This is a genomic window from Nitrospirota bacterium (assembly GCA_016219645.1).
Classification (GTDB): Bacteria; Nitrospirota; Nitrospiria; order Nitrospirales; family Nitrospiraceae; genus Palsa-1315.
Map to the genome: position 1 here is coordinate 43,821 of JACRLR010000010.1, position 22,461 is coordinate 66,281.

The 22,461-nt window shown below is 55.1% G+C and carries 24 protein-coding genes, 1 tRNA gene and 1 pseudogene; 14 read left to right on the top strand and 12 right to left on the bottom strand.

Annotated elements, in window-relative coordinates:
- Positions 1-2 precede the first annotated feature (2 nt).
- Positions 3-872, top strand: coding sequence for a phosphate ABC transporter ATP-binding protein (locus tag HZB34_02425; GenBank protein ID MBI5314809.1), 870 nt, complete (start codon positions 3-5; stop codon positions 870-872).
- Between the two features lie 5 nt (positions 873-877).
- On the top strand, positions 878-1,570 hold the full coding sequence (phoU, locus tag HZB34_02430; GenBank protein ID MBI5314810.1) for a phosphate signaling complex protein PhoU: 693 nt from the start codon (positions 878-880) through the stop codon (positions 1,568-1,570).
- Between the two features lie 107 nt (positions 1,571-1,677).
- Here phoU and HZB34_02435 read toward each other — a convergent pair whose 3' ends face one another.
- Together HZB34_02435 and HZB34_02440 are read right to left on the bottom strand one after the other, a co-directional pair.
- Positions 1,678-1,938 carry a hypothetical protein gene (locus HZB34_02435; GenBank protein MBI5314811.1) on the bottom strand — a complete coding sequence of 87 codons (261 nt, stop codon included), beginning with the start codon at positions 1,936-1,938 and terminating at the stop codon, positions 1,678-1,680.
- Between the two features lie 18 nt (positions 1,939-1,956).
- Positions 1,957-2,463: a phosphate-starvation-inducible PsiE family protein gene (locus tag HZB34_02440; protein ID MBI5314812.1), complete on the bottom strand. Its 507-nt coding sequence runs from the start codon at positions 2,461-2,463 to the stop codon at positions 1,957-1,959.
- 471 nt (positions 2,464-2,934) lie between these two features.
- Between HZB34_02440 and HZB34_02445 the strand changes: the two genes are divergently transcribed.
- Positions 2,935-4,419 (top strand): CYTH and CHAD domain-containing protein, encoded by a 1,485-nt coding sequence (locus tag HZB34_02445; GenBank protein ID MBI5314813.1) that lies wholly within the window; start codon positions 2,935-2,937, stop codon positions 4,417-4,419.
- A 169-nt stretch (positions 4,420-4,588) separates the two neighbouring features.
- A tRNA-Thr gene (locus HZB34_02450) sits at positions 4,589-4,663 on the top strand.
- Between the two features lie 145 nt (positions 4,664-4,808).
- Here HZB34_02450 and HZB34_02455 read toward each other — a convergent pair.
- The 6 genes and pseudogenes from HZB34_02455 to HZB34_02480 form a co-directional block, all read right to left on the bottom strand.
- Positions 4,809-5,855: pseudogene (locus HZB34_02455) on the bottom strand (tyrosine-type recombinase/integrase).
- A 654-nt stretch (positions 5,856-6,509) separates the two neighbouring features.
- The gene (gene crcB, locus HZB34_02460; protein MBI5314814.1) at positions 6,510-6,893 is read right to left on the bottom strand and encodes a fluoride efflux transporter CrcB; all 384 of its coding nucleotides are present in this window, start codon (positions 6,891-6,893) and stop codon (positions 6,510-6,512) included.
- A 262-nt stretch (positions 6,894-7,155) separates the two neighbouring features.
- Positions 7,156-7,476, bottom strand: coding sequence for a hypothetical protein (locus tag HZB34_02465; GenBank protein MBI5314815.1), 321 nt, complete (start codon positions 7,474-7,476; stop codon positions 7,156-7,158).
- Positions 7,477-7,998: 522 nt separating this feature from the next.
- Positions 7,999-8,286: a HigA family addiction module antidote protein gene (locus tag HZB34_02470; GenBank protein MBI5314816.1), complete on the bottom strand. Its 288-nt coding sequence runs from the start codon at positions 8,284-8,286 to the stop codon at positions 7,999-8,001.
- Positions 8,287-8,300: 14 nt separating this feature from the next.
- A complete protein-coding gene (locus HZB34_02475; protein MBI5314817.1) occupies positions 8,301-8,591 on the bottom strand; it encodes a type II toxin-antitoxin system RelE/ParE family toxin in 291 nt (96 codons plus the stop codon).
- A gap of 91 nt (positions 8,592-8,682) precedes the next feature.
- Entirely contained in the window at positions 8,683-9,684 is a 1,002-nt protein-coding gene (locus HZB34_02480; protein ID MBI5314818.1) for a hypothetical protein, read from the bottom strand.
- A 61-nt stretch (positions 9,685-9,745) separates the two neighbouring features.
- On the opposite strand from HZB34_02480, the gene HZB34_02485 reads away from it, so the two are divergent.
- The 5 genes from HZB34_02485 to HZB34_02505 all read left to right on the top strand — a co-directional run bounded on the left by HZB34_02485 (position 9,746) and on the right by HZB34_02505 (position 13,537).
- Positions 9,746-9,967, top strand: coding sequence for a DUF433 domain-containing protein (locus HZB34_02485; protein MBI5314819.1), 222 nt, complete (start codon positions 9,746-9,748; stop codon positions 9,965-9,967).
- On the top strand, positions 9,960-10,340 hold the full coding sequence (locus HZB34_02490) for a DUF5615 family PIN-like protein (protein MBI5314820.1): 381 nt from the start codon (positions 9,960-9,962) through the stop codon (positions 10,338-10,340). The genes HZB34_02485 and HZB34_02490 overlap by 8 nt, the downstream gene beginning before the upstream one ends.
- A gap of 459 nt (positions 10,341-10,799) precedes the next feature.
- Positions 10,800-11,291 (top strand): hypothetical protein, encoded by a 492-nt coding sequence (locus HZB34_02495; protein ID MBI5314821.1) that lies wholly within the window; start codon positions 10,800-10,802, stop codon positions 11,289-11,291.
- 425 nt (positions 11,292-11,716) lie between these two features.
- Positions 11,717-12,229, top strand: coding sequence for a sel1 repeat family protein (locus tag HZB34_02500; GenBank protein MBI5314822.1), 513 nt, complete (start codon positions 11,717-11,719; stop codon positions 12,227-12,229).
- Between the two features lie 669 nt (positions 12,230-12,898).
- Positions 12,899-13,537: a hypothetical protein gene (locus HZB34_02505; GenBank protein MBI5314823.1), complete on the top strand. Its 639-nt coding sequence runs from the start codon at positions 12,899-12,901 to the stop codon at positions 13,535-13,537.
- A gap of 128 nt (positions 13,538-13,665) precedes the next feature.
- Here HZB34_02505 and HZB34_02510 read toward each other — a convergent pair whose 3' ends face one another.
- On the bottom strand, positions 13,666-15,009 hold the full coding sequence (locus tag HZB34_02510) for a hypothetical protein (protein ID MBI5314824.1): 1,344 nt from the start codon (positions 15,007-15,009) through the stop codon (positions 13,666-13,668).
- Positions 15,010-15,265: 256 nt separating this feature from the next.
- On the opposite strand from HZB34_02510, the gene HZB34_02515 reads away from it, so the two are divergent.
- The 4 genes from HZB34_02515 (at position 15,266) to HZB34_02530 (ending at position 16,874) form a co-directional block, all read left to right on the top strand.
- The gene (locus HZB34_02515; protein MBI5314825.1) at positions 15,266-15,568 is read left to right on the top strand and encodes a hypothetical protein; all 303 of its coding nucleotides are present in this window, start codon (positions 15,266-15,268) and stop codon (positions 15,566-15,568) included.
- Positions 15,569-15,662: 94 nt separating this feature from the next.
- On the top strand, positions 15,663-15,992 hold the full coding sequence (locus HZB34_02520; protein ID MBI5314826.1) for an HNH nuclease family protein: 330 nt from the start codon (positions 15,663-15,665) through the stop codon (positions 15,990-15,992).
- A gap of 11 nt (positions 15,993-16,003) precedes the next feature.
- A complete protein-coding gene (locus HZB34_02525; protein MBI5314827.1) occupies positions 16,004-16,564 on the top strand; it encodes a YaeQ family protein in 561 nt (186 codons plus the stop codon).
- Positions 16,565-16,697: 133 nt separating this feature from the next.
- Positions 16,698-16,874 carry a hypothetical protein gene (locus HZB34_02530; GenBank protein ID MBI5314828.1) on the top strand — a complete coding sequence of 59 codons (177 nt, stop codon included), beginning with the start codon at positions 16,698-16,700 and terminating at the stop codon, positions 16,872-16,874.
- 98 nt (positions 16,875-16,972) lie between these two features.
- Here the strand turns inward: HZB34_02530 and HZB34_02535 are convergent, their stop codons facing one another.
- Complete coding sequence (locus HZB34_02535; GenBank protein ID MBI5314829.1) at positions 16,973-17,134, bottom strand: hypothetical protein; 162 nt, start codon at positions 17,132-17,134, stop codon at positions 16,973-16,975.
- 388 nt (positions 17,135-17,522) lie between these two features.
- On the opposite strand from HZB34_02535, the gene HZB34_02540 reads away from it, so the two are divergent.
- Positions 17,523-19,550 carry a hypothetical protein gene (locus HZB34_02540; protein MBI5314830.1) on the top strand — a complete coding sequence of 676 codons (2,028 nt, stop codon included), beginning with the start codon at positions 17,523-17,525 and terminating at the stop codon, positions 19,548-19,550.
- A 39-nt stretch (positions 19,551-19,589) separates the two neighbouring features.
- On the opposite strand, the gene HZB34_02545 is transcribed toward HZB34_02540, so the two are convergent.
- Positions 19,590-20,846 (bottom strand): methyltransferase domain-containing protein, encoded by a 1,257-nt coding sequence (locus HZB34_02545; protein MBI5314831.1) that lies wholly within the window; start codon positions 20,844-20,846, stop codon positions 19,590-19,592.
- Positions 20,847-20,856: 10 nt separating this feature from the next.
- Positions 20,857-22,221, bottom strand: coding sequence for a glutamate-5-semialdehyde dehydrogenase (locus tag HZB34_02550; protein MBI5314832.1), 1,365 nt, complete (start codon positions 22,219-22,221; stop codon positions 20,857-20,859).
- Positions 22,222-22,461 lie beyond the last annotated feature (240 nt).

Sequence of the window (22,461 nt, forward strand, 5' to 3'; positions counted from 1 at the left end):
GTATGTATCCTGCTTTACCTGTGGCACAAGAACCGGCCCCATCACAACCTCTCAGCCCGCAGAGGCCTCCTGTGCAGGACGCCCATATTGAATCACCCGACAACCGTTCAAGCGCTTCTGCTGTGAAACTCACGTTGCAGAAGGTCAACTTCTTTTACGGGGCCAGCCAGGCTCTGTTCAACATCGATATCGAGATCATGAAGAATCAGGTCACGTCGTTTATCGGGCCATCCGGCTGTGGGAAATCGACCCTGCTCCGCTGCCTTAACCGGCTGAACGACTTGATTGAGGGCGCCAGGGTGGAAGGCGCCATGCTGCTTGACGGTGTGGATATCAATGGTCCTGATGTGGATATCACCGACCTGAGAAAACGTGTCGGCATGGTCTTTCAGAAATCGAATCCCTTCCCGAAATCCATCTATGAAAATGTCGCCTACGGGCCGCGCCTTCATGGAATCCGAAATCGCGGTCAGTTGGATCAAATTGTCGAAGAAGGGCTCAAAGGCGCGGGGCTGTGGGAAGAGGTGAAAGATCGTCTCCACACGAGCGCGTTCGGTCTCTCGGGAGGGCAACAACAGCGACTCTGCATCGCCCGAGCGCTTGCCGTGAAACCGGATGTCTTGCTGATGGACGAACCCTGCTCGGCCCTGGACCCCGTGGCCACAGCGAGAATTGAAGAATTACTCTTTTCCTTGAAACAAGAATTGACGGTCATTATAGTCACCCACAATATGCAGCAGGCAGCGCGGGTGTCCGATTGGACGGCGTTCATGTACCTGGGTGAAATGGTGGAGTTCGGGCTCACCAAGCAGCTCTTTACCAACCCCTCTAAGAAACAGACCGACGACTACATTACCGGGAGATTTGGATAACCACTATGTCTCAGCGCCACTTTGATGAAGAACTCGCTGATTTGAAGAGCAAGCTCCTGCGAATGGCCGGCCTCGCGGAAGACCAGATCGACAAGGCGCTTACCGCACTGGTCACACGCGACTCAGCCCTGGCCCGCGAAGTGATTGAGCGGGACCATCAGGTCAACACGTTGGACGTGGAAATCGATGAAGAATGTATCCGGTTGCTGGCGCTCCATCAGCCTGCCGCGCGAGACCTGCGGTTGGTGACAACGGCGATGAAAATTTCCACAGAACTCGAGCGAATCAGTGACCTGGCGGAAAATATCTCCGAGCGGGCGATTGAACTGAATGAAGAACCGCAGCTCAAACCCTACATCGATATCCCGATGATGGGAAAAATGGCGCGCGCGATGGTGAAGGAAAGCATCGACGGGTTTGTCAAGGATGATTCCACGATCGCCCGGAAGGTACTCGGAAACGACGATTTTGTCGATGATCTGATGGAGCAGATATTCCGCGAGCTGCTTTCATTCATGATCGAAGACACCCGGACGATTACACGCGCCATTCGGCTGAGCTTTATTGCTAAATATCTCGAACGGATCGCCGACCATGCCACCAATATCGCCGAACTGGTCGTCTATCTCGTGGAAGGCAAGATCATCCGCCACACCGTCCCGCCAGGATCTTTAGAACACAATCCCGCACGGCAGTAAGCCCCCGATCCGGTTCATCTGGTTTGTTTGGTTCATCTGGTTTATTTGGTGCTTCGAACGAAATAAACCAAACAAACCAAATGAACTAAAGAAACCAGAGAGACCGTCTATGCCAGAAAATGAGGAGAGAAGAGCATGTACTCAAACCCGTGGCGGCGGAGGACGACTTTGTTACAGCGGGTCAGTCGATCGACGCAGTGGAAGACCTGATTCCAGGTGTACTGCGGGATCAGACAGACGAGCGTATCCAGGCTGATGACGGCTTGCTCATTGAGATGATCGAGAATAGTCGCGGTGAGAAGATCGATATGAAAAGACCCCCTCTGCTGAGGATGAACATCTGGATCCGATTCCAGAAGAGAACTCATAGGCATAGGTACCTCTGGTTAAGATGAGGGGATTGAAAGCCCCTGTTGCTCGGCCTGTTGGGTTGACGGCGGCGGTGCCGGGCTGTATCGGATGGCGATGATACGCATGACACCCAACGTGAGTATGATGCCTCCCAGGATTGCGAATTGATGCCACTCCCCGCTCGTGAACCATCGTGAGATGACTTCCGTCAACATGACGACAAGGACAGTATCGATGATAAAGGTGACCCGGACGCGCCCGTCTGAACAGTATGTGAGTGTGGTCTTCAACACTTCGACGACGGCCAGCAGGGTCAGGGTGTCGACCAAGACTTGGCGAAGCGCAACTTCCACGCCTGTGGACAGAAGAAGGCGAAGGTCGAGAAACGTCTTTACGACGCCGCCTGCCAGACCTAGGAGAATCGTCAAGGTGAGGAAACTCAGAATGATTCGCGTGCCTGCCTCCCAGACACACATGATGTCATAGGTCATGAGAGTGGCAATAAATCGCTTGGACCAGTTGTTCGACAGAATATGTTCCATGAACTGACCTAGAGTGCCCCACCTCCTCTGCTTGACCTGCTGCTAGCCTAACCGGAACAGGTTCCAGTCATGTGAATTTCCCGTAAACAATGTGTAAATTGTGCACTGAGCGAAGCGATAGGCCGCTCCTGATATGGTCTGATTCTACAGATTATTCAGATGAACACGAAGACAGGCGATTTTACAATGAAACATAATGTAATAGTTTTACAATAGCTTACACATCTGTCTTAATTCATTACATGAGTATTGCAATCACGCAATTGCTGTATCGACGGCGCGTCTGCTACTTTCCTGGCTCCATCACTTGATTAAGAGGCGCCTGTGGCCGCCATCGATCGCCTCATGCTGGAAGCAAAGCAAACGATCCTGGATGAACATCATCGACATTTTCAAACCCTATTAGCCTCAACCGTAACCTTCCAATATCAACGGCGGACTTTATCAATAGCCTGTTGATAGGGGTTCTCAATGAATCAATCTGACAGCCCTATTCCTCTTCACCATCGCTCCGGCGCCGTATCCTCGAAGATCGAGCGGGAAATCAAGTTGTCCATCGATTCCGGATTCCGGCTGCCCACCCTCCCCGGCACCCATCTCCCGCGCCATTTCGTGACCTCGACCTACTACGACACCTCCGGGTACGATCTCGCCCGGGCGGGCATTACACTTCGCTATCGAATCGAACGCGGGAAACAGGCCTGGCAACTGAAACTCCCTCTGATAAAGGACCGGCAGGAGATTGAGATCGTCGATCGCCAGCAGAATCCGCCGGCGATCCTCCAGGATCTACTGTTTCTCCATATCGAGCAGCAGCAACTTGTGCCGGTCTCGACGCTGCGGGTCTGGCGCACAGGGGTTCGCGTGCGCTCAAACCATACCCCTGTCGCAGATGTCACGCTCGATCACGTATCGGTACTCAAGGACGGAGCAGTCGTTCAGCGCTTTCGGGAACTTGAAATCGAACAGGTCAATGGGAAGAACAGCACTCTGTCTGACCTCGAACAGCAACTTCGCCGAGCGGGAGCCACAGATCATGATGGACGCCCCAAACTCTTTCGCGCCCTCGATTTACCCGCACCTGATCGTGGGCCGCCGCCGGCACCGGATGCGCCGGTAGCGGAGCATGTGAAATGGACCCTCGCACGGCATGTCCGATGGCTGCTCGCCCATGATCCGGGCGCCAGGTTCGGCAGGGAGCCCGAAAGCCTGCATCAAATGCGTGTAGCGACGAGACAATTGCGTGCGGTCCTGCGCGCGGCCAGGCCCTTGCTCGGCCCTGACTGGTCCGACTCGCTCCAAAACGAATTACGCTGGCTCGGTCAACTGTTAGGACATGCACGCGACCTCGACGTGCAACTCGCCTACTTTCGCGAGGAATCAGCCGCAATGGATGCACGGGACCGTCGACCACTGGCGCAATTCATCGCCCACCTGGAAACCGAACGAAACCACGCCCATGGAATCCTGCTGAACGAGTTGAAGAGCGCGCGATATCTGAACCTCATCAGGAGGCTTCAGCAGACGGCGCAAGATCTGGTCGTCATTGAAGCCACCATCGCCCTGAAGGACCTCGCAAAGAGTTCGTTCAAAAAGCTCCGGAAATCGATTCTGCGCCTGGCGGCAGCGCCAAGCGATGTAGCTCTCCATAAGATTCGCATCAAGACGAAACGGGCTCGCTATGCAGCCGAACTCGCGGAGACAACGGTCGGAAAGGCTGCCACTCGCTTTATCAAGCGAGCCTGCACCCTGCAAGACATCTTAGGTATGCACCAGGATGCCATTCAAGCCGAAGCGCATGTCCGAGCCTTCCTCAAACAATCAACGAATGTGCGGGCGGCCTTTGTCGCCGGACGTATGGTCGAACGTCAACGTGAACGGCGTAAAGAGGCTAGAAAGAACATGCGACATATTTGGAATAGATTGTTGAAACGGGGCGAAAAGGCCTGGGGGTAGAGGTTGGAGACGGCAGGCGTTCTGGATTATGAATTACAAATGAGGAATGAGGAATTATGGATTAGGGGAAGGAGGGTCAGTTCTGCACCGGTTTGCTTGACAGCTCCATACGCAGTTGTTAGGTTTTCGGGCGGGGCGTAGGATCATCGAGCGCTCTCATCTCATTCAGGCTGGCGTAGCTCAATGGCAGAGCAGCGGTTTTGTAAACCGCAGGTTGGAGGTTCAATTCCTCTCGCCAGCTCCATAACTTCCGCTGACAATTCAACCTCTTTGCGACTTACAGCACTGCTGCTCTCCCCTCGTAATTCAGCCAGTGTAACCGCGAGTGTAACCGTCTGCTGCTCGAAGTAGGCCGACAAGGACCGCGCGGCCTGTTCCAGGTCTTTCTCGTTCACGATGTTGTACCGGTCGAACACGCTCCGGGTCTTGTGGCCTGAAATCGCCATCGCAACCTTTTCGGGCACACCGGCCCGCACCATGTTCCGCACGGCGGTCCGTCTGAAATCGTGAGGGATCTTGCCCTGCCAGATCTTGCGGCCCTTCGTCGCATCCTTCACCATTTGGCCGACTCCAACTGCCTGACAGGCCTTTCTCCAGGAATGCTTCAAGCTCTGTAGCCGAATCCCACCTCGATGACAGATCCACGGGCACGCTGGCCACTTCATGTCACAACGGCCTTTCCACGTATGGAGAACCCGATAGAGGTCTCCGGTAAGGTACAGCACTCGCGGAGTATTGGTCTTGGTGTCTTGAGCTTGAAGGAATAGCTTCCCTTCCGTCCAGTTCACCTGCCGCCATTGCAGTGAACAGACTTCGCCCATTCTCATGCCACTGTAGTAGGCCAGGCTCGCTGCGACTTGAGCATAATCGGGTAACGCACCTCGGAGAGCGAGGAAGTCTTCGTGCTCGAAGAAGCCTGATCGAATGTTGTGCTCTTTCAATTGGGGAATATGTGGTACACGAGCCACCAATTGGGGTGTCTGTTGGAAGCCGAGGCGAAACATCCGCTTCAGGCACCCCAGTTCTCGATTAATGGTGCCATTCGCCGCTCCCTGATGTTGACGCTTCACGATGTACGCCTTGATTCGCTCCGTCGTGATACTGGTCGCGCGCATCTTTCTGAAAAATACCTTCAAATGATTCATGTACTCATCAATACGCCGGGCCGTCTTTCGTTTGTTGATTTGGTAATCTTGTTTCACGAGCGCGGCGAGGTCCTCGAACCGGATACGCTCAATCTTTGGTCCCCGATATAGCCCCGTGGCAACCTCTCCTTCTTTCTCCTTCAGCAGTCTCTTGGCCTCCACCTGATCGAGAGTCCTTGTGCTTTCCTGAATCGGCCTCCCGTCAACGAAGTACTGTATCCAATGAGGACCGGTCTCGACCAAGAGTCCCGTTGTCGGATCTCGCTTCTTCCTGCGGTAAATCATGCCCATCCGTGGCCTCCCGTTTGTATTTCTCAATAAACAAATCCATGTCCAGCAGGTCGATCATCACGCGCCGCCAATTATCTGCAGGGCTTACATTCTGCTACGCCGTTCAGCTCACCGAGTGACCACACGAACACCCTGCAGGCATGGGTCATTACCGCCGCCGGTGGTCCCGTCGCCTTCATCGACGTGATGCTGGCAGCGAGGGGAGGCATCATGGTGAAGGAGCAAAAATCCAATACAGAAGCGAGAGACTCAAGGCCGCATCGACTCGCAACAGGATGTCAGATGTCGTCAGGTCGACGACTCTGAGAAGTTGCTGATCTCTGGCGATTAAGATTAAGAGGATCGGAAATCTTGGATCCTATTCGTCGCGCCTCCTCAATTCTATTTAGTCGCTGAACATACGCATTCAACGCCATTAGCCCGAGGATAACGGCCGCCGCCACAATGGCCCACACTATATCTCCCAATACCTAATCCCTATCCTCCATCAGAGCAGCTCCTTGTTGAGTGAGTTTTTCGACATACTACCTTCCAGACAATACTTTATTTCAATTAAATAAATGCATGCCTCATGGCTTTCAAGCACGAAATCTGCCCCAAGAACAGAGATACAAATTCCGTCTTGTTCGTTGGTGGGGCTCCATGACCTGTGATTTAGCTCAGATTTCTCATGGCCCAAAGGCCGAAAAACATGGCCGCGACTGAGAGACCAACCGAAAGAACAACATAAAGTGCAGATACTGAATATTGGCCACGCTCCAGTAACAGAACGATATCCTGCGAGAAAGTGGAGAAGGTGGTATAGCCTCCGCAAATTCCTGCTGTGAGAAAGAGCCTCCAATGCTGTGACGCGTCACCTTGAAAGGCCCAATATCCAGCCAGAAGTCCTATAACTAAGGAGCCGGTGACATTGATCGTGAGAATGCCAAGAGGAAACTTATTGCCAGGAAAATATGGGATAAGCTCATTGACCCCGTGGCGGATTGCCCCCCCGATACCGGAACCCAAAAAGACAATGAGGTACGGGAAGAATCTCATTTAGGTATCCTTGTCTCTTTCAGGCTGTTATTTCCGACTACCTGAATTGCCACTCATGTCGTAACTTTAGTAAGCGTGGATGCCGTTAGATCGATGCTGCGCACGTCGAAATGCCCAGGATCTTGCGCTCCAATCGCACGAATGACCTAAGCTGGCCCAGAATATCCTGGACATTGTTGTAGGGCTCGGCGGGGGGAGTCCCCGCCGAGCATCGCTAGCCTCCAGAACGTCAAGCGTCGTCAGATCCGACGACGCTGAGAAGCTACTTGCTCATCTCCTCCATCTTCATGTCCTTGTGAGCCTCCATCATCTTCCCGTCCAGCATTACCGTTTGGCCCTCCTGCAGCTGCATTTCTGTCCCGTCCTTCGTTTTCATCTTGCCGTTCATCATGATCTTCGTACCGTTGGACAAGGTTGTCTCGCGATCCATCGGAGCAACCTCCCTCCCATCATGTATCATTATCAGCTTGCCATTCTTCATCATGATGCCATCCTTCTCGGCCGCCACAACGGGGGAGCCAAGGAATGACACGGACAAGAAGAGCCCTACAACTGCTAGTGTGACGGTTTGGTACTTCATCATGGCTTAACTAATCCTCCATTGAGTAATATTCAATGATGCGAATGAACTGCGCCTGACAACATGGGCACTGGAGTGGTAAGGAGGAGCGCCTGGTCCTGTACCGCTCCGTGAACGGTTTAGGATCGTTGTCGCGTAAGAAGTGTAACGCGAGTAACGAAACGGCGAGCCAGGCGATGAGAAAGAAATGAACGGGGCCAGCGGGCGTCCAGAGCGCCAAGGCTGTCCCAAAGGCATCGGTGACGCCCGATAAAGAGGCCAGCGATACAAAGAAAATGATCGTTGTGGCGGATGAGTCGGCCAGAAGATTAATCGAGACTGAGATAGGAAATGTAAGAGGAGCGACAAGCTCTGCTGTGAACCCATAATAACTCCTACCAGTTGGCTTGGTAGGAGTTATCAGTCCTGCGTTCATGCGAACGGCAGGACGGTTCTGGTCAACCCCATGACCATTGTTTATGGTGCGATGTATATAGAAAGCGATCGGGAGAGTCAAGGCCCTGATCAGTCACGTTAGAAGACTTCCTATGCGGCGACATAACGCTTGATCCTGAGTTTCTTGGCATGGCTGCGGGTCTGTGCCACATCGTACGCAAGCTGCATCCGAAGAAGGTGGTCCATGTCAGGGCCGAACGCTTTCTCAATGCGGAGGGCCATTTCAGGGGAGAGAGACGCCTTGCCGGCGAGAAGATCCGACAGGGTCGCGCGGCGAACTTTGAGAATGTCTGCGGCTTTGGATACGCTCAAGCCCAGAGCGTCGATGATCTCGGTTCTGATAAGGTCGCCCGGATGGGGCGGGTTCTTCATGGTCATTGTACCGTCTCCTTTCAGTGGTAGTCGATTAAATCAATGTCGCTGGCGGTGTGTGTTGGTTCGTGATAGCGGAACACAATGCGCCAGTTTCCAGTCACGGTTACACTCCAATAGCCCTTCATGTCACCTTTCAACGGGTGCAGCTTCCAGCCCGGAAAGCGGCCCACCTGTTCAAGGGTGAGGGCGGTCTCAAGGGCTAAGAGAACCTTCCTCACCTTATCGAGATGTGATGCTAAGACGCCTTTCGCATTACCCTCTGTGTAGAGCTGCAGGAGCCCTTTATGGCGAAATCTGATAAGGCGCATATAGCTCCCTTCATCATTCCAGTATGTACGGTATAGCCGTACATGTCAAGAGACTGTTTGTACAGTACAGGATGGTTGGCGCCCACTTCCTTCACATCGACGAATTTGACTCCTGCGCCGGAGTTTGCGGCGGGCTTGCTGTGTTTCTGCTCCAGTGACAAGCCGGGTCTTCGAAGCCTGATATCCATCCAAACGTTCCTGCCCCTCCGATCCAGTGCCTGACCGTGCAGTAGTCTCCAACCCGACGTAACGTGTCGTTGAACATGAGGAAGAAGAGTTTCGATTCCGCTTCTCTCGCGTGGCGCGTCAGGACAATCTGAAAGCGCTCTGTCGGCACGGCGATCCCTAACGAGCAAAAGTACCGGTGCTCCTCAAACTCCCGTGGCTGACTGTCGATATCTTTGCTGATGTACTTGGAAAGATACCGGGCCAGTTTGACCGGGGAGGTTCCAGGCCGTGGCCCCCTCACGTTCACCTGACCCTGTGCTTTTCCGACAATCTTGTACCAACAACGGCGCAGGAGGCGAATATCCTGGAAACCACGGACAGCTAAATGCGGATGGATCGCCCCGCGCTTCTGGCATTCCAACACCGCCACGTAGGGCATCGAGTAGCCACTACGCGAAAGCATGCGCCGTAAGCGTTCCAGGTCGGTCAAGACTCTCTCACGGTCTTCGACATTGTCGCGGTAGGTCAGTGTGACCAGATGGTCTGCTCTGATCGAGAGACATTTCCGCCTGATCTCGCCGGTCGCCCTGGCTCGTGCTCGTTTTTCGTTCTGTTCTTTGTTTAATGACTTGCCCTTGAGCCCTCGCTTGCCCGGATGCGGATCAACCTTTCCCCACGGACTCTCAATCCACTGCTTCCCAAAGTCATGAATCTTGACTGACCACGTTGACCCGCCCGATGACTGTGTGTGTGTGTGTGTGTGTGTGTGGGATTCCGTGTGATCGACGAGAAATGTCTTTCTGACAAGTTTAGGGGCTGCCGGGGGACCGGCAGCCGCGCGCCGGTGGCTCTCGCCATCCGGCGCATCGGTTGGCCGCTGCCCGTCTTCCTTCGCCACTTGATAATCAAGGCTTTGACTGGACACTCCATACCTCGTCGATTTACACTTGCGTCTGAGTCACCACCCTGTTGAAGGAACTAAAACGATGGACGAACGTATCGTAGTTGATCCCAACATCTGCAGCGGAAAGCCGACCATTCGAGGCACTCGGATCATGGTGAAGAACATCCTTGGCATGGTCGCGGGCGGCTACACCAGAGCGCAGATTCTGGATGCCTACCCCGAGATGACTCCTGACGACGTGACTGGAGCCCTTGAATACGCGAGTCACGTGGTTGATGAGGAGAAAGTCATTCCGCGTGCGTGACCGTCTGATCGTTCTGCTTGACCAGAACGTTCCGCGCGCGGTTGCTTCTTGGCTTCGCAGCGTGAGACCTGCCTGGATGGTCCACCACACTAGCGACATCGGATTGTCCGGCCAGAGCGATGAAGCCGTCTTCTCCTGGGCCATCCAGCACAACGCGCTCATCATTACTTTTGATGAGGACTTCGCCGATGGCCGGTCGTTTCCAGCCAGGCAGCACCACGGGATTGTCAGACTTCGCGTGTGGCCCACAACAACGGAAGAGACCCAACAGGCTCTTGACCGCCTGTTTCGTGAAGTATCCGATGACGAGCTGAACGGTGCATTAGTCATTGTTGGTCCCTCCCGCATTCGGGTTAGGTTACGACCGACATAACAGGCGCGCCCCCGTTAATGCGAGGCGCGCAGTGTAACCGAAAGTGTAACCATACTCGTGCTAACTGCCCTCTCCACACGCAAACGCGCGCAACTCGGCTGATTCACCTAACCTGGCCATTCCATTGGTGATTCTGTTGGTTCTGGTGAGGGTGAAGAAGGGGGAGACAGTGGGTCTGTCGCTATTTGTAAACCGCAGGTTGGAGGTTCAATTCCTCTCGCCAGCTCCAGAATTGAACCTCCGACCTAGGGGTTTCGAAGGGGATGTGTCCCCTTCGTGGGAAGTGTGCAAGGGGGCCAGCCCCTTCGCAGGAGCCGCGAGGCAAGTTTCAGAGCCGACCCGGCAACGGTTGGATGGTTCAATTCCTCTCGCCAGCTCCACAACTCCTGCGGTTAGCATGCGCTGGGGGACCTCAGCACACACCGCTTTCCGATCGGAGTGCGGTTCCATGGGAGTGGGATGATGGGAGGGCTCTTCACCGTGCTCGCGGTCATTGCAGCCGGCGCGGCCTCGGTCTATTTCGTCACTTCATCGGTGGCGGCACAACTCATTCGCAAAAGGAGCGTGACAACCATCTTGAACGATGTGAAAACCCGACAACGTTCAGCGCCTCAAACCCCACTCCACGAGATCTATTATTCTCTTGCCGAAGAAAGGGCCCAAAAGAATACCTGGCTCACGGATTTCAATTATTTGAACGTGTTACGGGAGGCAGGCTGTTTCAATCCGGGAACGGCTCCACCACCTGAGGAATTCGCTCAGTTTATAGCGGGGATTGAAGAGAATATTCGACAAGGTCACGGCGACGATACAATCTCACGGCGATACGGACTCAGTGTTTCCATGAACTTCGTGAAACAGGGCGGACAGAACGTGTGCGTGAGAGGGAAATTGGCCAGCTTCACGCCATGGGTCTGTCGATACGTCCGCGGTGTGACCCAGTGCTCATGATCAGAGGAAGATCCGGTCTCATCTCGGATCTTCCTGCAGAGACAACAGACAGGCAGCAAGGTCGGAGGGATGAACGACTCTCTCATGAGAGCGATCGGCGCCTCATGAGTGATCTGAGCGACAGGTCCTTTACTAGCCATACAGCACCTCCTTCTTTCACCCGCCAGATAAGGGCAAGCAACGCGGCGATGTGTTGAGCCTGATAAAGGGTCCGTATATATCAGTATGCTAAAGCCCGTATGGCCGTTCGTGCAAATGAAATGCGAAATCCGCAGTTTCACTCCCCACCTGTTAGCGATGGTGTTGGTGGGTGATCTGCAGCCGCGCGCCGTGTGAGTGGCGAAAGGGAAAATACCGGCTATATTGTATGTGTGACTGTAGCGCTCAGGTCTACGATGCTGTCGGCACTATTGAAAGGTAGGTACATGATGCGACGTGCTCTCTTCGCGGTGATCTTGGTCCTCACGTATGCAACAGGCGCAGCGGCAGATTCTTTTGAAGATGCCCTCTCTGCTCTTCAACGTGGAGACTCCGCTCTAGCGGCTCAACTCTTCCGCCCCCTCGCTGAGCAAGGCAACCCACAGGCACAAGTCAAACTCGGCTGGATATATGAGAAGGGACAGGGTGTCAAACAGAGCGATCAGGAAGCCGTGAAGTGGTACCGCAAGGCGGCAGGGCAGGGCAACGCAGAGGGACAGGTCTTTTTGGGAGGGATGTATTTCAAAGCAGTTCCTCAGGATAATGTGCGCGCCTATCTGTGGTTCGATCTCGCTGTCCAGGAATATCTACGACAAGGCGGAAAGAATCTGGAGACAGAACAACGGCGAGATACGATAGGTGCGCAGCTCACTTCCGCACAGATTGCAGCGATCCAGCGACTCGCGCGACAGTGTCGAGTGTCCAACTATACAAACTGTGAGTCGCTCGCAGCCTACTAACACCTAGGCTGGCCTGGACCGTCACGCGGTTGGCTCCTACACAGGCCGTCGCATAGCCCCAGCATAGAGCCCGCATCTAGCCCGCATTATTCATGACTCTTCTGCTACAATCGCCGATCTGCTGTTGCGACAAGCCTGCGGCCGGCGGGCTCGCCCCTCAGACCTTCGACGTACTGCACGAGTACGCCTCAGATCCTCCGGGCTCCGCGCGCCGGTCTCACGACGCGGCTTGGCGATTTCGCCACGAACAGTCATGAATACTGCGGGCTAAGAAACCAGCATCCGCACATTGGCTCATTTATCTTCCCCCTTCGTCTCGCCCTATGCCGGTGGTCTTCATGTCATACCGGTTCGTCCAGGTTTAGTGCCAATGTTGCCTGTTACATTACTGAACAGTCTTACAAAATTACGCACATATTTCACGCACGATCGATATATTTCAATTAATATTCAATGACATATGGGTGGCCTGCGATGGTCTCGCTCTTGCTTTACGAGCAGGCTGTCCGTTCATGCCTGTTAGTGCGCGTTTATTAAGCTGGAGGAGAAGAACAATTGTCGAGGAAAGGCTTTTTCTTACCCAAGATTGCGCTACATTTGCTTCTGCGAGGTCCCGAACCAACGCGGCGAGCCCGTCTCTCCTTTCTGAAGGTGGCTTTCACGGCAGGCATGCTTCTCTGGGCATGCATCGCGGTCACTCCGGCCACTGCTGTGACCGTTCAGTATTCCTTCACCGGAACAGTGAATCAAGTGTCTCCCCAACTATCATCAACATTTATCACGAATCCAAGCCCAACGGCTATGTCAGGGCTCATGACAGTGAATACGACGGACACGAATACTGCCAGTGCCATCCTCGGCAGCTACACCATCACAAATTTCAGCCTGAATATTGGAGGCTATACCGCGACAATGGGGACTTCCGGTAATGTCGTGATTAGAAACGGGCCACCAGGGACCGATTGGTTCAATGTGACCGTGAATGCGCCTAATGGACCGGTAGTGAATGGCTTGGCCCCGAGAATATTCGAGATTCAGCTTCGTGGTCCTAACAGTATATTCACCAGTGACGCACTGCCGCCATCCTCTCCGAGCATGACTTCTTTTACTAATCGCAATCTGTGGCGTCTGGTATTTGGGACGGGAACTACGAGAACCGTTTCGGGGGTCATGACCGCCGTGACACCTGTGCCATTGCCACCCACGGCGATCTTGTTCGGCGCGGCGCTGGTGGCGCTAGTTGGTCTCGGGGCCGGGAATTGGAAACAGAGAAGCGCAGGATCGCGTGGACAAAGTGTTGGAGGTTAGAGGTTTGAGGGTGGATGTTAAAGGCGATCGGGGAAGGTCGAACTCAACCTTAACCTTCTTGAATTCTGACCGGCCTCCAACTTCTAACCTCCAACCTCAAACATTTCTGAACAGCCTGCGATGGTGAGCTAAAAGGCCTGGGCCAGGCTCAGCTGGACCATGTGCCGTTCGATCAAGAAGTCCTGCCCTCCGAACGACTGATCATTATGCGAGTAACTGTAGGTCAGGCCTAAAAAGGTCTGGGGCGTGACCCGATAGTTCAGCCCCCCAGTGCCGCCCCACGCCGTATAGGAGAACCCCGTGCTCCCCGCCCCGATCTGGTCGCCCCACCCCACGTTGACGCCGGCCACCCCGAAGAGTTCCGGCAGCGGGGTCTGCTGCACCAGGTTCAGCGACACCACCTGGGTGCGCAGCGTGGCGCTCTGGAATTGATACGACGGCGTCACCCCGATGTTATAGGCGGCCGTCAGCGTGGTCGTCCGGTCATTCCAGAGCAGGGCCACATTCCCCACCGGCGCCACCGTGGTTGCCGACGACGCCCCCGTCGTGAGGCTCGGATCGACCGCCAGGGCTCCGGCCGCCGTCGTCAGGGTGACATTGGGCGTAAAGCGGCGCACCCACCCGAGAGTTCCCCCATTGGTGCGGAAGCTGCCCAGCGACCCATAGGAATAGTCCGCCCCCACGAAGTTCACACTCACCGTATCATGCCGCGACAGGTCCAGCGCGAGCCCGGCCGTGTACGTCTGGTAATCCGTATCCAGCAGCCGCCCCGGTTGCTGCGCTTCGGAATTCCCAAATTTAATAAACCCGTTCGTGTAGGCTCCGGTCAGGTTGAGCACCGCCGTGAGCGGCGCCGTGAGATTGACATTGAACATATTGGTTTGCGTATTGACTCGGCCCAGTTGATACCCCCGTACAAATGGATTGGCCCCTTCCCCCGACAAGTCCCCTGTCAGGAAGGCTGGCGGCTGCGGGGTATAGCTATAGGTATTGGAGGCGCGTACGTGCGCCCCCTCCCACACCCGATTCGCCAACCGGCTCACATCCAGCAGCCCGCCCACCCGGGTGCCGACATAACTGAGATCCGGATTCTTGGCGTAATATTCCCCCACCGCACTGGCCATCGCCTCCACCGTCCCGAGGCTCCCAGCATAGACCCCACGGACCTGCGGGATCGTGGTCGTCACCCAATCCTCCTTGCTCAGGCCCGGCGTACTCCGCCCATTGGGCGTAAAGAGCACATTGCTGTCGTACCGTTGCCCCACTAAAATCGAGGGGATCACGCGAAACCCCTCCGTCACCTGTACCCCCGCCCCCGGCTCGGTCGCGCCGCCAAAGGCGGTCCCGGGAATCTGCCCTACCCCGCCTCCTAGGCCACCCCCGGCGCCTCCAATCATTTGCGCCTGGCTGACGGCCACCACCCCGAGCACACTCACCAGGACTATTCCTGCTAGAAACTTAAGAAATTGCATCCTGTTCCTCACCTATGGCAGCACGATGACATTGTCGGAACCTCGCCGAAGACATCACCAAGCTAACTACTTACTTCGGGGTTGTCACGTTACTTGTGTATTTTTGCGGAGGGGTACGTGTTGGAGGTTAGAGGTTTGAGGCCTGCAGTTTCCGGAACGCCTCCAGCCTCTAACCTCCAACGCTCTGCTCGTTCACGTCTATCAAGATCGAGGTGGACCCTGTTATATTGATGTAACACCCAATTCGAGGTTTCCGATGGATATGCTGATGATCGTGTTTCGGACTTCACTACAAGAACGTGTACACGAGTTATTGAAGGAGTGCGGGGTCAAGGCCTATACCGAACTTCCCAAAGCAGCCGGGATAGGGCTATCAGGAACGACTGAGGGGCAATGGTTCTCCGCAGGGGAGAACAGCGTGATTCTTGTCTCGCTGGAATCAGCTCAACGTGACAAGGTTGGCAACGCGGTCAAGGCCTGGTGTGCAGAGGCTCAGCACTCAGGTTGGGACAAACCAGCCATTAGAATGTTCTTTTGGCCCTGCACACAGCTCATATAGGGGAAGGTTAAGGCTGAGGCTAAGGTTGAGCAAACAAGAACCTGTCGACGCTTAACCTTAACCTCAACCTAAGCCTTCTTGATTCGAGGCTCGCATGGCACGACGCACCCAGGCTCAGCTGCAACAGTCCTACCGTGAACAGGCCCTCAAGATATTCCCTTGGATCTGCGCGCATTGCGGGCGTGAATTTGAAGGTAAGAAGCTGAGCCAACTCACAGTCCATCACAAAGACCATAACCACGACAACAATCCACCAGACGGGAGCAACTGGGAATTGCTCTGTCTCTACTGCCACGACAATGAGCACCAGAGGAATCAGTTGCCTGATCCTTCCGGTGAGGCCCTGATGGGCCGACATCAAGACCGACCTTCAACCTTTTCTCCCTTTGCCCATCTGGCAGACTTCATGAAACGGAAGACCTAGCGATCCCCTTCATGGCTTCAAACGCCACCATTTGCAAAGCGACGGTGCAGATTTCCCACATGGATCGCCAGTATTATGCTGATCATGTTCTGACCCTGGCGCGCCATCCATCTGAAACTGAAGAGCGCCTGATGGTGCGGCTGCTGGCCTTTGTGCTGCATGCTGGTGAAGGCTTGTCGTTCGGTCGCGGACTGAGTACGGAAGAGGAACCAGCTCTTTGGCAGAAGGATTTGATGGGCGCGATCGTATATTGGATTGAAGTAGGGCAACCGGATGAGAAAACCATTCGCCGTGCCTGCGGGCGTGCCGATCAGGTCTCCATCTATACCTATGGAGGGCGTGGCGCCGACCAGTGGTGGGAGAAAAACATGGCCGCTTTGGGGCGATTGAAAAATCTCGCCGTGTTGAACCTGCCCCTGGACGGAAGCCGCGCCTTGGCCGCACTCGCGCAGCCCAGCATGCAGTTGCAATGCACGATTCAAGAGGGACAGATTTGGATGACGGATGGAGCAAACACTGTGCACATTGAATTGACGGTATTGAAACAGGCTTCGGCCCTACTTGGGGAGTAATGCATGCATGTCGCGCCTTTCTCGCTTGTCCCGCGCTCCGCTCATTGACTTCCTCCTCTGCCCGCGGTAGTGGTTGTACCATTATTCGGACAGTGCATACTCACACGTCGTCCATCACTGAGAGGCTAGCATCATGAAGAATGTGGAGATGACCGTCGTAGGGACCCTGTTGACGATCAAGGTAGATTTGTCCAAAGAGTTCGGACCCTCCGCCTCAGGCAAGACCATCATCATTGCCTCCACGGAGGGAAATGTGACTATTCCCGATCGCACGGAAAAAGTAGGGTTGAACGTCTATAGGAAGAAGTGATCGGGGCAGGACAACTTTGTCCGACCACATGACTTCACGAACGTCTAGGGCGTATACTGGAGCGTGTGGGCAATCTAGCTAAGTTCGATGTCGTCCGGCTATACCTGCGTCAGCAGTTCCCTCAGCACCACATCTCCGATATTCAAGACGGAACCCATCGCGCGCAGGTATTCCGTATCGATGGGCCCCAAGGTCATCCACTCCATTATGCCGTCATTGGGCTCGACTTTCTCCTCGATCAAACGGCTGAAAGTCTTCAAGAGGTTCTCCTGTCATCCTGCCTGGGAGACAGGCTGAGGAGTGCCGGCGCTTCACCTGTTATGATCTCAAAGACAGGGCTGAGCTTGAAGGCTACATAGCCCCAACGCTAGCCCATCTTCTTGGCAATCTTATCAGCTCGCTTTTCCTTCGCGGTCTTGGCTGGTTTCTTCTTGTCCGATTTCTTCTGTGCCATACCCTTCGCCATCGCGCGTCTCCTCTGGTTATGCTGATGAGTGATATTGATAGCGCCGCAATCACGGCCCCCACTTCATACCCTAATTACACATGAATTGGAATAGGGCATGTGGTTGCTTTCCCGATTCATTTAGCGTAGGAACACTCTCCTAATCCTGGAGAGTCGGTTTCCGAAACGGAAGGACGATGCCTATGCGACTAGCAGCCACAACGGTCTGTGCACTCACGTTAGCCGGTTGCGCGTCCTCCCTTCCCTACTCCATTGCTATTGGCGATCCAAGTGAGAATACAGGCCGAGCCGGCCGAGAACAATGTGTCCTGCGACTCGACGATGTTGTCGCAACGGTCGTTGAGAAGAACCGGTCCCTCAAGTGGACGATCAAAACTCTCCAGGTAGAATTTGAGACAGCCCTTCACAAGAGCACGCAAGGATTGGATCATTGCACGGACAGCAAAGGTCGCCCTGTCCAAGTCAAAGACGCTCCTCCCATCGAAGCGGTTTCGAAGAAATGGTTGACCACTTATGCCCTGGATGCGACCGATCCAGATCATGGTCTGGACCGTTTCCGGGAATATGTACGATCCGCGCAACTCGTGGAGGATCTGGCAAGCGAGCAACTCCTGCCGGATGAAGATGCGCGCGACACCTACCACTTGGTCGAGACTATCCGGGCGCGGCAATCACAGTGGTGCGGAAGCCTCTCTGACCCAAGCCAAATTCAGCAGACCCGGGCAGGCATGGAGAGCGGCGAAACGGATGCCTCGCCGGGGTCCTCCTGCCTCAAGGCGCGATCCCTCTACCGCATTGTAGTCACCCCCGCGGATTTGTATGAGCAACTTCTCTTTGACATTATGCAAGTGGAGGCGAAAGGCACGCAGCGGAGCCAACGCTATTTTGTCCTCAGCTATGAACTGCCCTGGGACGCGGAGCGGACGCTTGTCCGCTATGGAGTGACGTTTTATTTCAAGCAAACCGCACCAGAGAACGGAGGGCGGGCATCCGACAACCCATCGCCGGTTCAACTGATCGGCTACGACCTGAGCTATGCCAATGAGGCAAGCCCCAAGCCATTCGTAGAACTTACGGCAGATGAGCCTGCCAAACGTTCGGAAGAGAAGCCCTCACCATGGCAAGAAAACCTCTGGCACGTTACCGGATACCCCTTCTCTCTCGTGATCGGTCTGAAAAATGCAGCGTTTGAGGTGGTTAAAGTTCCCTTCAGCTTCATCGCCGGGCTCGCGTTTGGAAGGGACGCGTACAACTATCCCCTACAGAACCTCCAAACAGCCTATAACGCACTCTATGTCGAAGCCACCACCCTTCCCCGCGGGGGAGCCGAATGGGGGCTCTATCGGCTTCTGATCGAGACGCCGCTGGTGGGACAACTCTTCCAATATAATTTCGCATTCGACCGATCAGAGAATGACCTCCCCTCGCCTACGGTCCGCCGAAAGCTGTTCTTATCGCGGGGTATTTATGGCGGGAATAAATGGGGCCAAGACACAGGGCTCTGGGCCCTCTTTGCTAAGCAGAGCTATCCCACGTACGACATTTACAGCCCACCCTATCGGCATGGCACGGTCATCGATGTCGTCTGGTCGATGTTCAATCTGTCGCATGGCCCGGCTTATAGCGAAGCCCGGTATGTTATTGATCAGGCGAGCCGTGAAGACCGCCTGTATCTGGCAGGGCACAGCGGCGGTGTGCAACGCAGCGCTACCGCCTCGCAGATTCTCACACACCATAACTACCGTGTCGTCAAAGTCGTCGGCATTGCGGGACCAAGCATTGGACAGGCTCTTGTCGATCCTCGATACCCGGAAGCCTTCAAGGTCTACCTCAATACCAGATCAGGAGCCAACCAGGATGTCGTCTCAAAAGTTGGGGGGGTAGCCGGTGCCTTCTCGACGCTCCTCGACTACACTGTCATCGTTCCACTGAAGTACACGATCGGAAGCTTCGGAGGCCTGGTAACAGGGGACCGCGAAGCCGCCTACCGGATCGCCGATCGATTTGGCTTCTCAAATGCCACGGTCGTGGAGGTGGATCGAAAGCCTTCGAGCCGGCATCATACGCCGATGCGTTTATCGTTCACCGATCGCCTGGTCTTTGACGCTTATATTCGCAACGAGTTTTCCACCGCATTCAATGAGAATCTCGAACGACCGGATGACCCTCATTCCACGGATCGCCCTCACGCGTTCCCCTGGGAACGGTAAGAATAGGGCCACGCCAACCAGGGCAGGCAGTAGACTGTTTCAGTCTTTCCGTTTATGGATGCTGTTCACAATCTCCTGATAGTAAACCTCTAGCATGCCTCTGCGGGCCGGTTCGACGATCACCAGCTGGCGTTGATCAAAAGTATTGGCGCAATAGAGATAGACCCCTTCCTCTGCCTGCCCGAGTTCGACGTGCAACTGGCGGCCATCTGGCTCCTGCCGAGTGCTCTCGTTGAGCAGATGCCTGTTTTGCAACTGTTCCCATACACGCTGCGCAGAGGGCCAATGGTTTTCATAGAGCGGCACGTCTGGATCGGTCGACTCGGACAGCTGCTTCGTGCGATCGAATAGGGTACCCTCATCCGGCTCGGGCGATTCATTCCATTGCACCTCATGCGATTGCCCTACCCCCAATAGGAAGAAGGGTCCGTCGTCGGCAATTTCTTCGACCAGAGAGTATCGAATCAATTCCGGCTGTTCGCTCAGGCCGAGCCCTCGTGCAGCTAAAGCACGTTGGAACGGGACTCGCCTTGCCAATTGACGGGTCTTCTCGCAGACGATCATGCCTCCCTGTGCGCAGAGCAGGGCGCAGAGACGATCGAGCCTGCCGCCGATCCCGGTTCGCCGCTCAAAGTCTGCTTGCTGCTGTCCCTCGCCGGCGCGTTCGAACGTCTTCCAGCTTCGACTGGGAATGCCGGGATCATGCTCTGCTTGTAGGAGCGCATGTGTGGCAAGAATCAGATCAAAGGAGCGAGTGGGGGCCCGGTGATCGAGATCGAGACATTCGAATTGCACGTTCATCAGATTGAGCGCCTTAGCCTGTTGCTGCGCTCGCGCAATCGAGGCAGGCGAGCGATCGATCCCGACAACAGTCTTGTCTGGGTACCGCCTCGCGTAGAATGTTGTGAGAATGCCCACCCCGCAGCCGACGTCCAGTATGGAGTCAGCATCACCGACGCGATCCGCGACCCGTGGACCGACAGCCAAGTAATACCCGTACTGTTGGCTATATAGGACCGGCAAGATACGGGGATCGGCTGTGGCGTCGTAAAACGCCACTTCGTCGACAACGGCTCCCCTACGCTTTTGCTCGATCAGTCGATGTAATGTGGCCAGTTCCACGGGCGGGAGGATCTGCCGCTGCCACTGAAAGTAGGCCTCGTCCGACGTAAACTGCCGGAGACCCCACCAGGCAAGATGGGCTTCTAGTGCGTGAAGCGTCGTTCGTATCTCGTATCTCGTCTCTCGTATCACGAGACACACGTCCCTCTCGACCACATACGCTTCACGATTCACGCTTCACGAGTTACGGCCTCTTGAGCATGATCGCATCAAAATACGTCTCCGGCACCGGATGCGGGTACCGGAGTTGACCCGATCCAAAGGCGACATACTTTTCGCAGGTCAATTGCTCAAGGCCAATCGGACCCTTGGCATGGAGACGAGAGCCGCTGAGCCCGACATCGGCGCCCATACCGTAACTGTCGCCGGCATTGAGGCGGGACGACGCATTCACGAGCACGGCGCCGGCATCCACTTCGCGTGTGAACCGCATGGCCGCATCATAGTTTGTCGTGGCAATGACGGCGGTAAGACAGGGTCCTTGCGCCACAATGTGTGCCAAAGCATCATCCATATTCGCGACCATTTTCACTGCCAACAGGGGCCCCTGAAATTGCGTATGCCAATCCTCCTCCTTTGCCGGAATGATCGAGGCATGCCCGGTCATAGCCATTTGCCCCATGAGAGCCATAGTTTTGGGACAGGCCCGTACCTCGATTTTAAACTCTGCGAGCATACGGTTGATCAACGGAGGCAAGAACTGCCGCCCGATCACCTGTTGCACGAGCAGCTGGTCGAGGGAATTCGAGGCCCCAACCTCCTGCGCTTTGGAATTGATTGCGATATTTTGAGCCATCGGCATATCGGTGTCGGCATCGACATACATGGTCGTAAGCCCTCCATCCGTGCAGAGCACCGGTATCTTCGTCTGTTCGATGACTGCCTTCCGGAGAGCGGCTCCTCCTCGAGGAATAATGGCATCGAGACTCTTGCCGGCCCGGATGAGCTCGACCGCTACGTCTTTATCCGGACGTTCGATAATCACCCATGCGCCTGCCGGTATCCCATTTTGTTCCGCTGCTTCCTGCAGGCCGGTCGCAATCGTCTGTTGCGTCAAGCCCCATTCAGGCGCGCCACGAAAAACACAGAGGTTACCCGACTTGAAACAGAGTGCGATCGACTCCACGGTAATGAGCGGGCTCAGTTCTGATACGACACCGATCACACCGATCGGGACGCGGACACGGCTGACTTGCAATCCGTCGAGCCGTTCCCATCGTGAAGTGACTTCGCACACCGGATCCGGCAGGCCTGCGATCATACGGAGGCGATCGACCATCTGCTTGATATCATCTGCTGTCATGCGAAGGCGGGCCACGGCGGCTTTCATCCGGTCCTTCATGACGTCGGTTTCGAAGGACTTTCCAACCGCATCCACATCCTTGTCATTTGCCGATAGGATCTTCTCCTCGTCAGCCGCTAATCGGTCCGCCATGGCCCGCAGGGCTTTTTCCTTTACAGGACCAGAGAGAAGTCTCAGATCTCGCGCGGTTTTCCTGCAATCCTTCAAGAGTTTATCAAGGTAGAGCTTAGCTGGAACTTCAGGCATTATATCCTCACGAAGTATGTGCCATGGCGCAAAGTATGTTATCCCTGTTTGACGTCATCAAACATGTGGCGGCGACTATAGCACGCGGTTTTTTCACACGCAAAGCTGGGAGAGACGGAACAATACCCGTGTCGGCCTTTTGCTCCCGGAACGCGCACGATCGGAATGTGCTCGTTCGACGGCCGCAGTCAGACCGAACACGCGTACTGTTCCAGGTAAGGACAAACGAGCTTGGGGGAG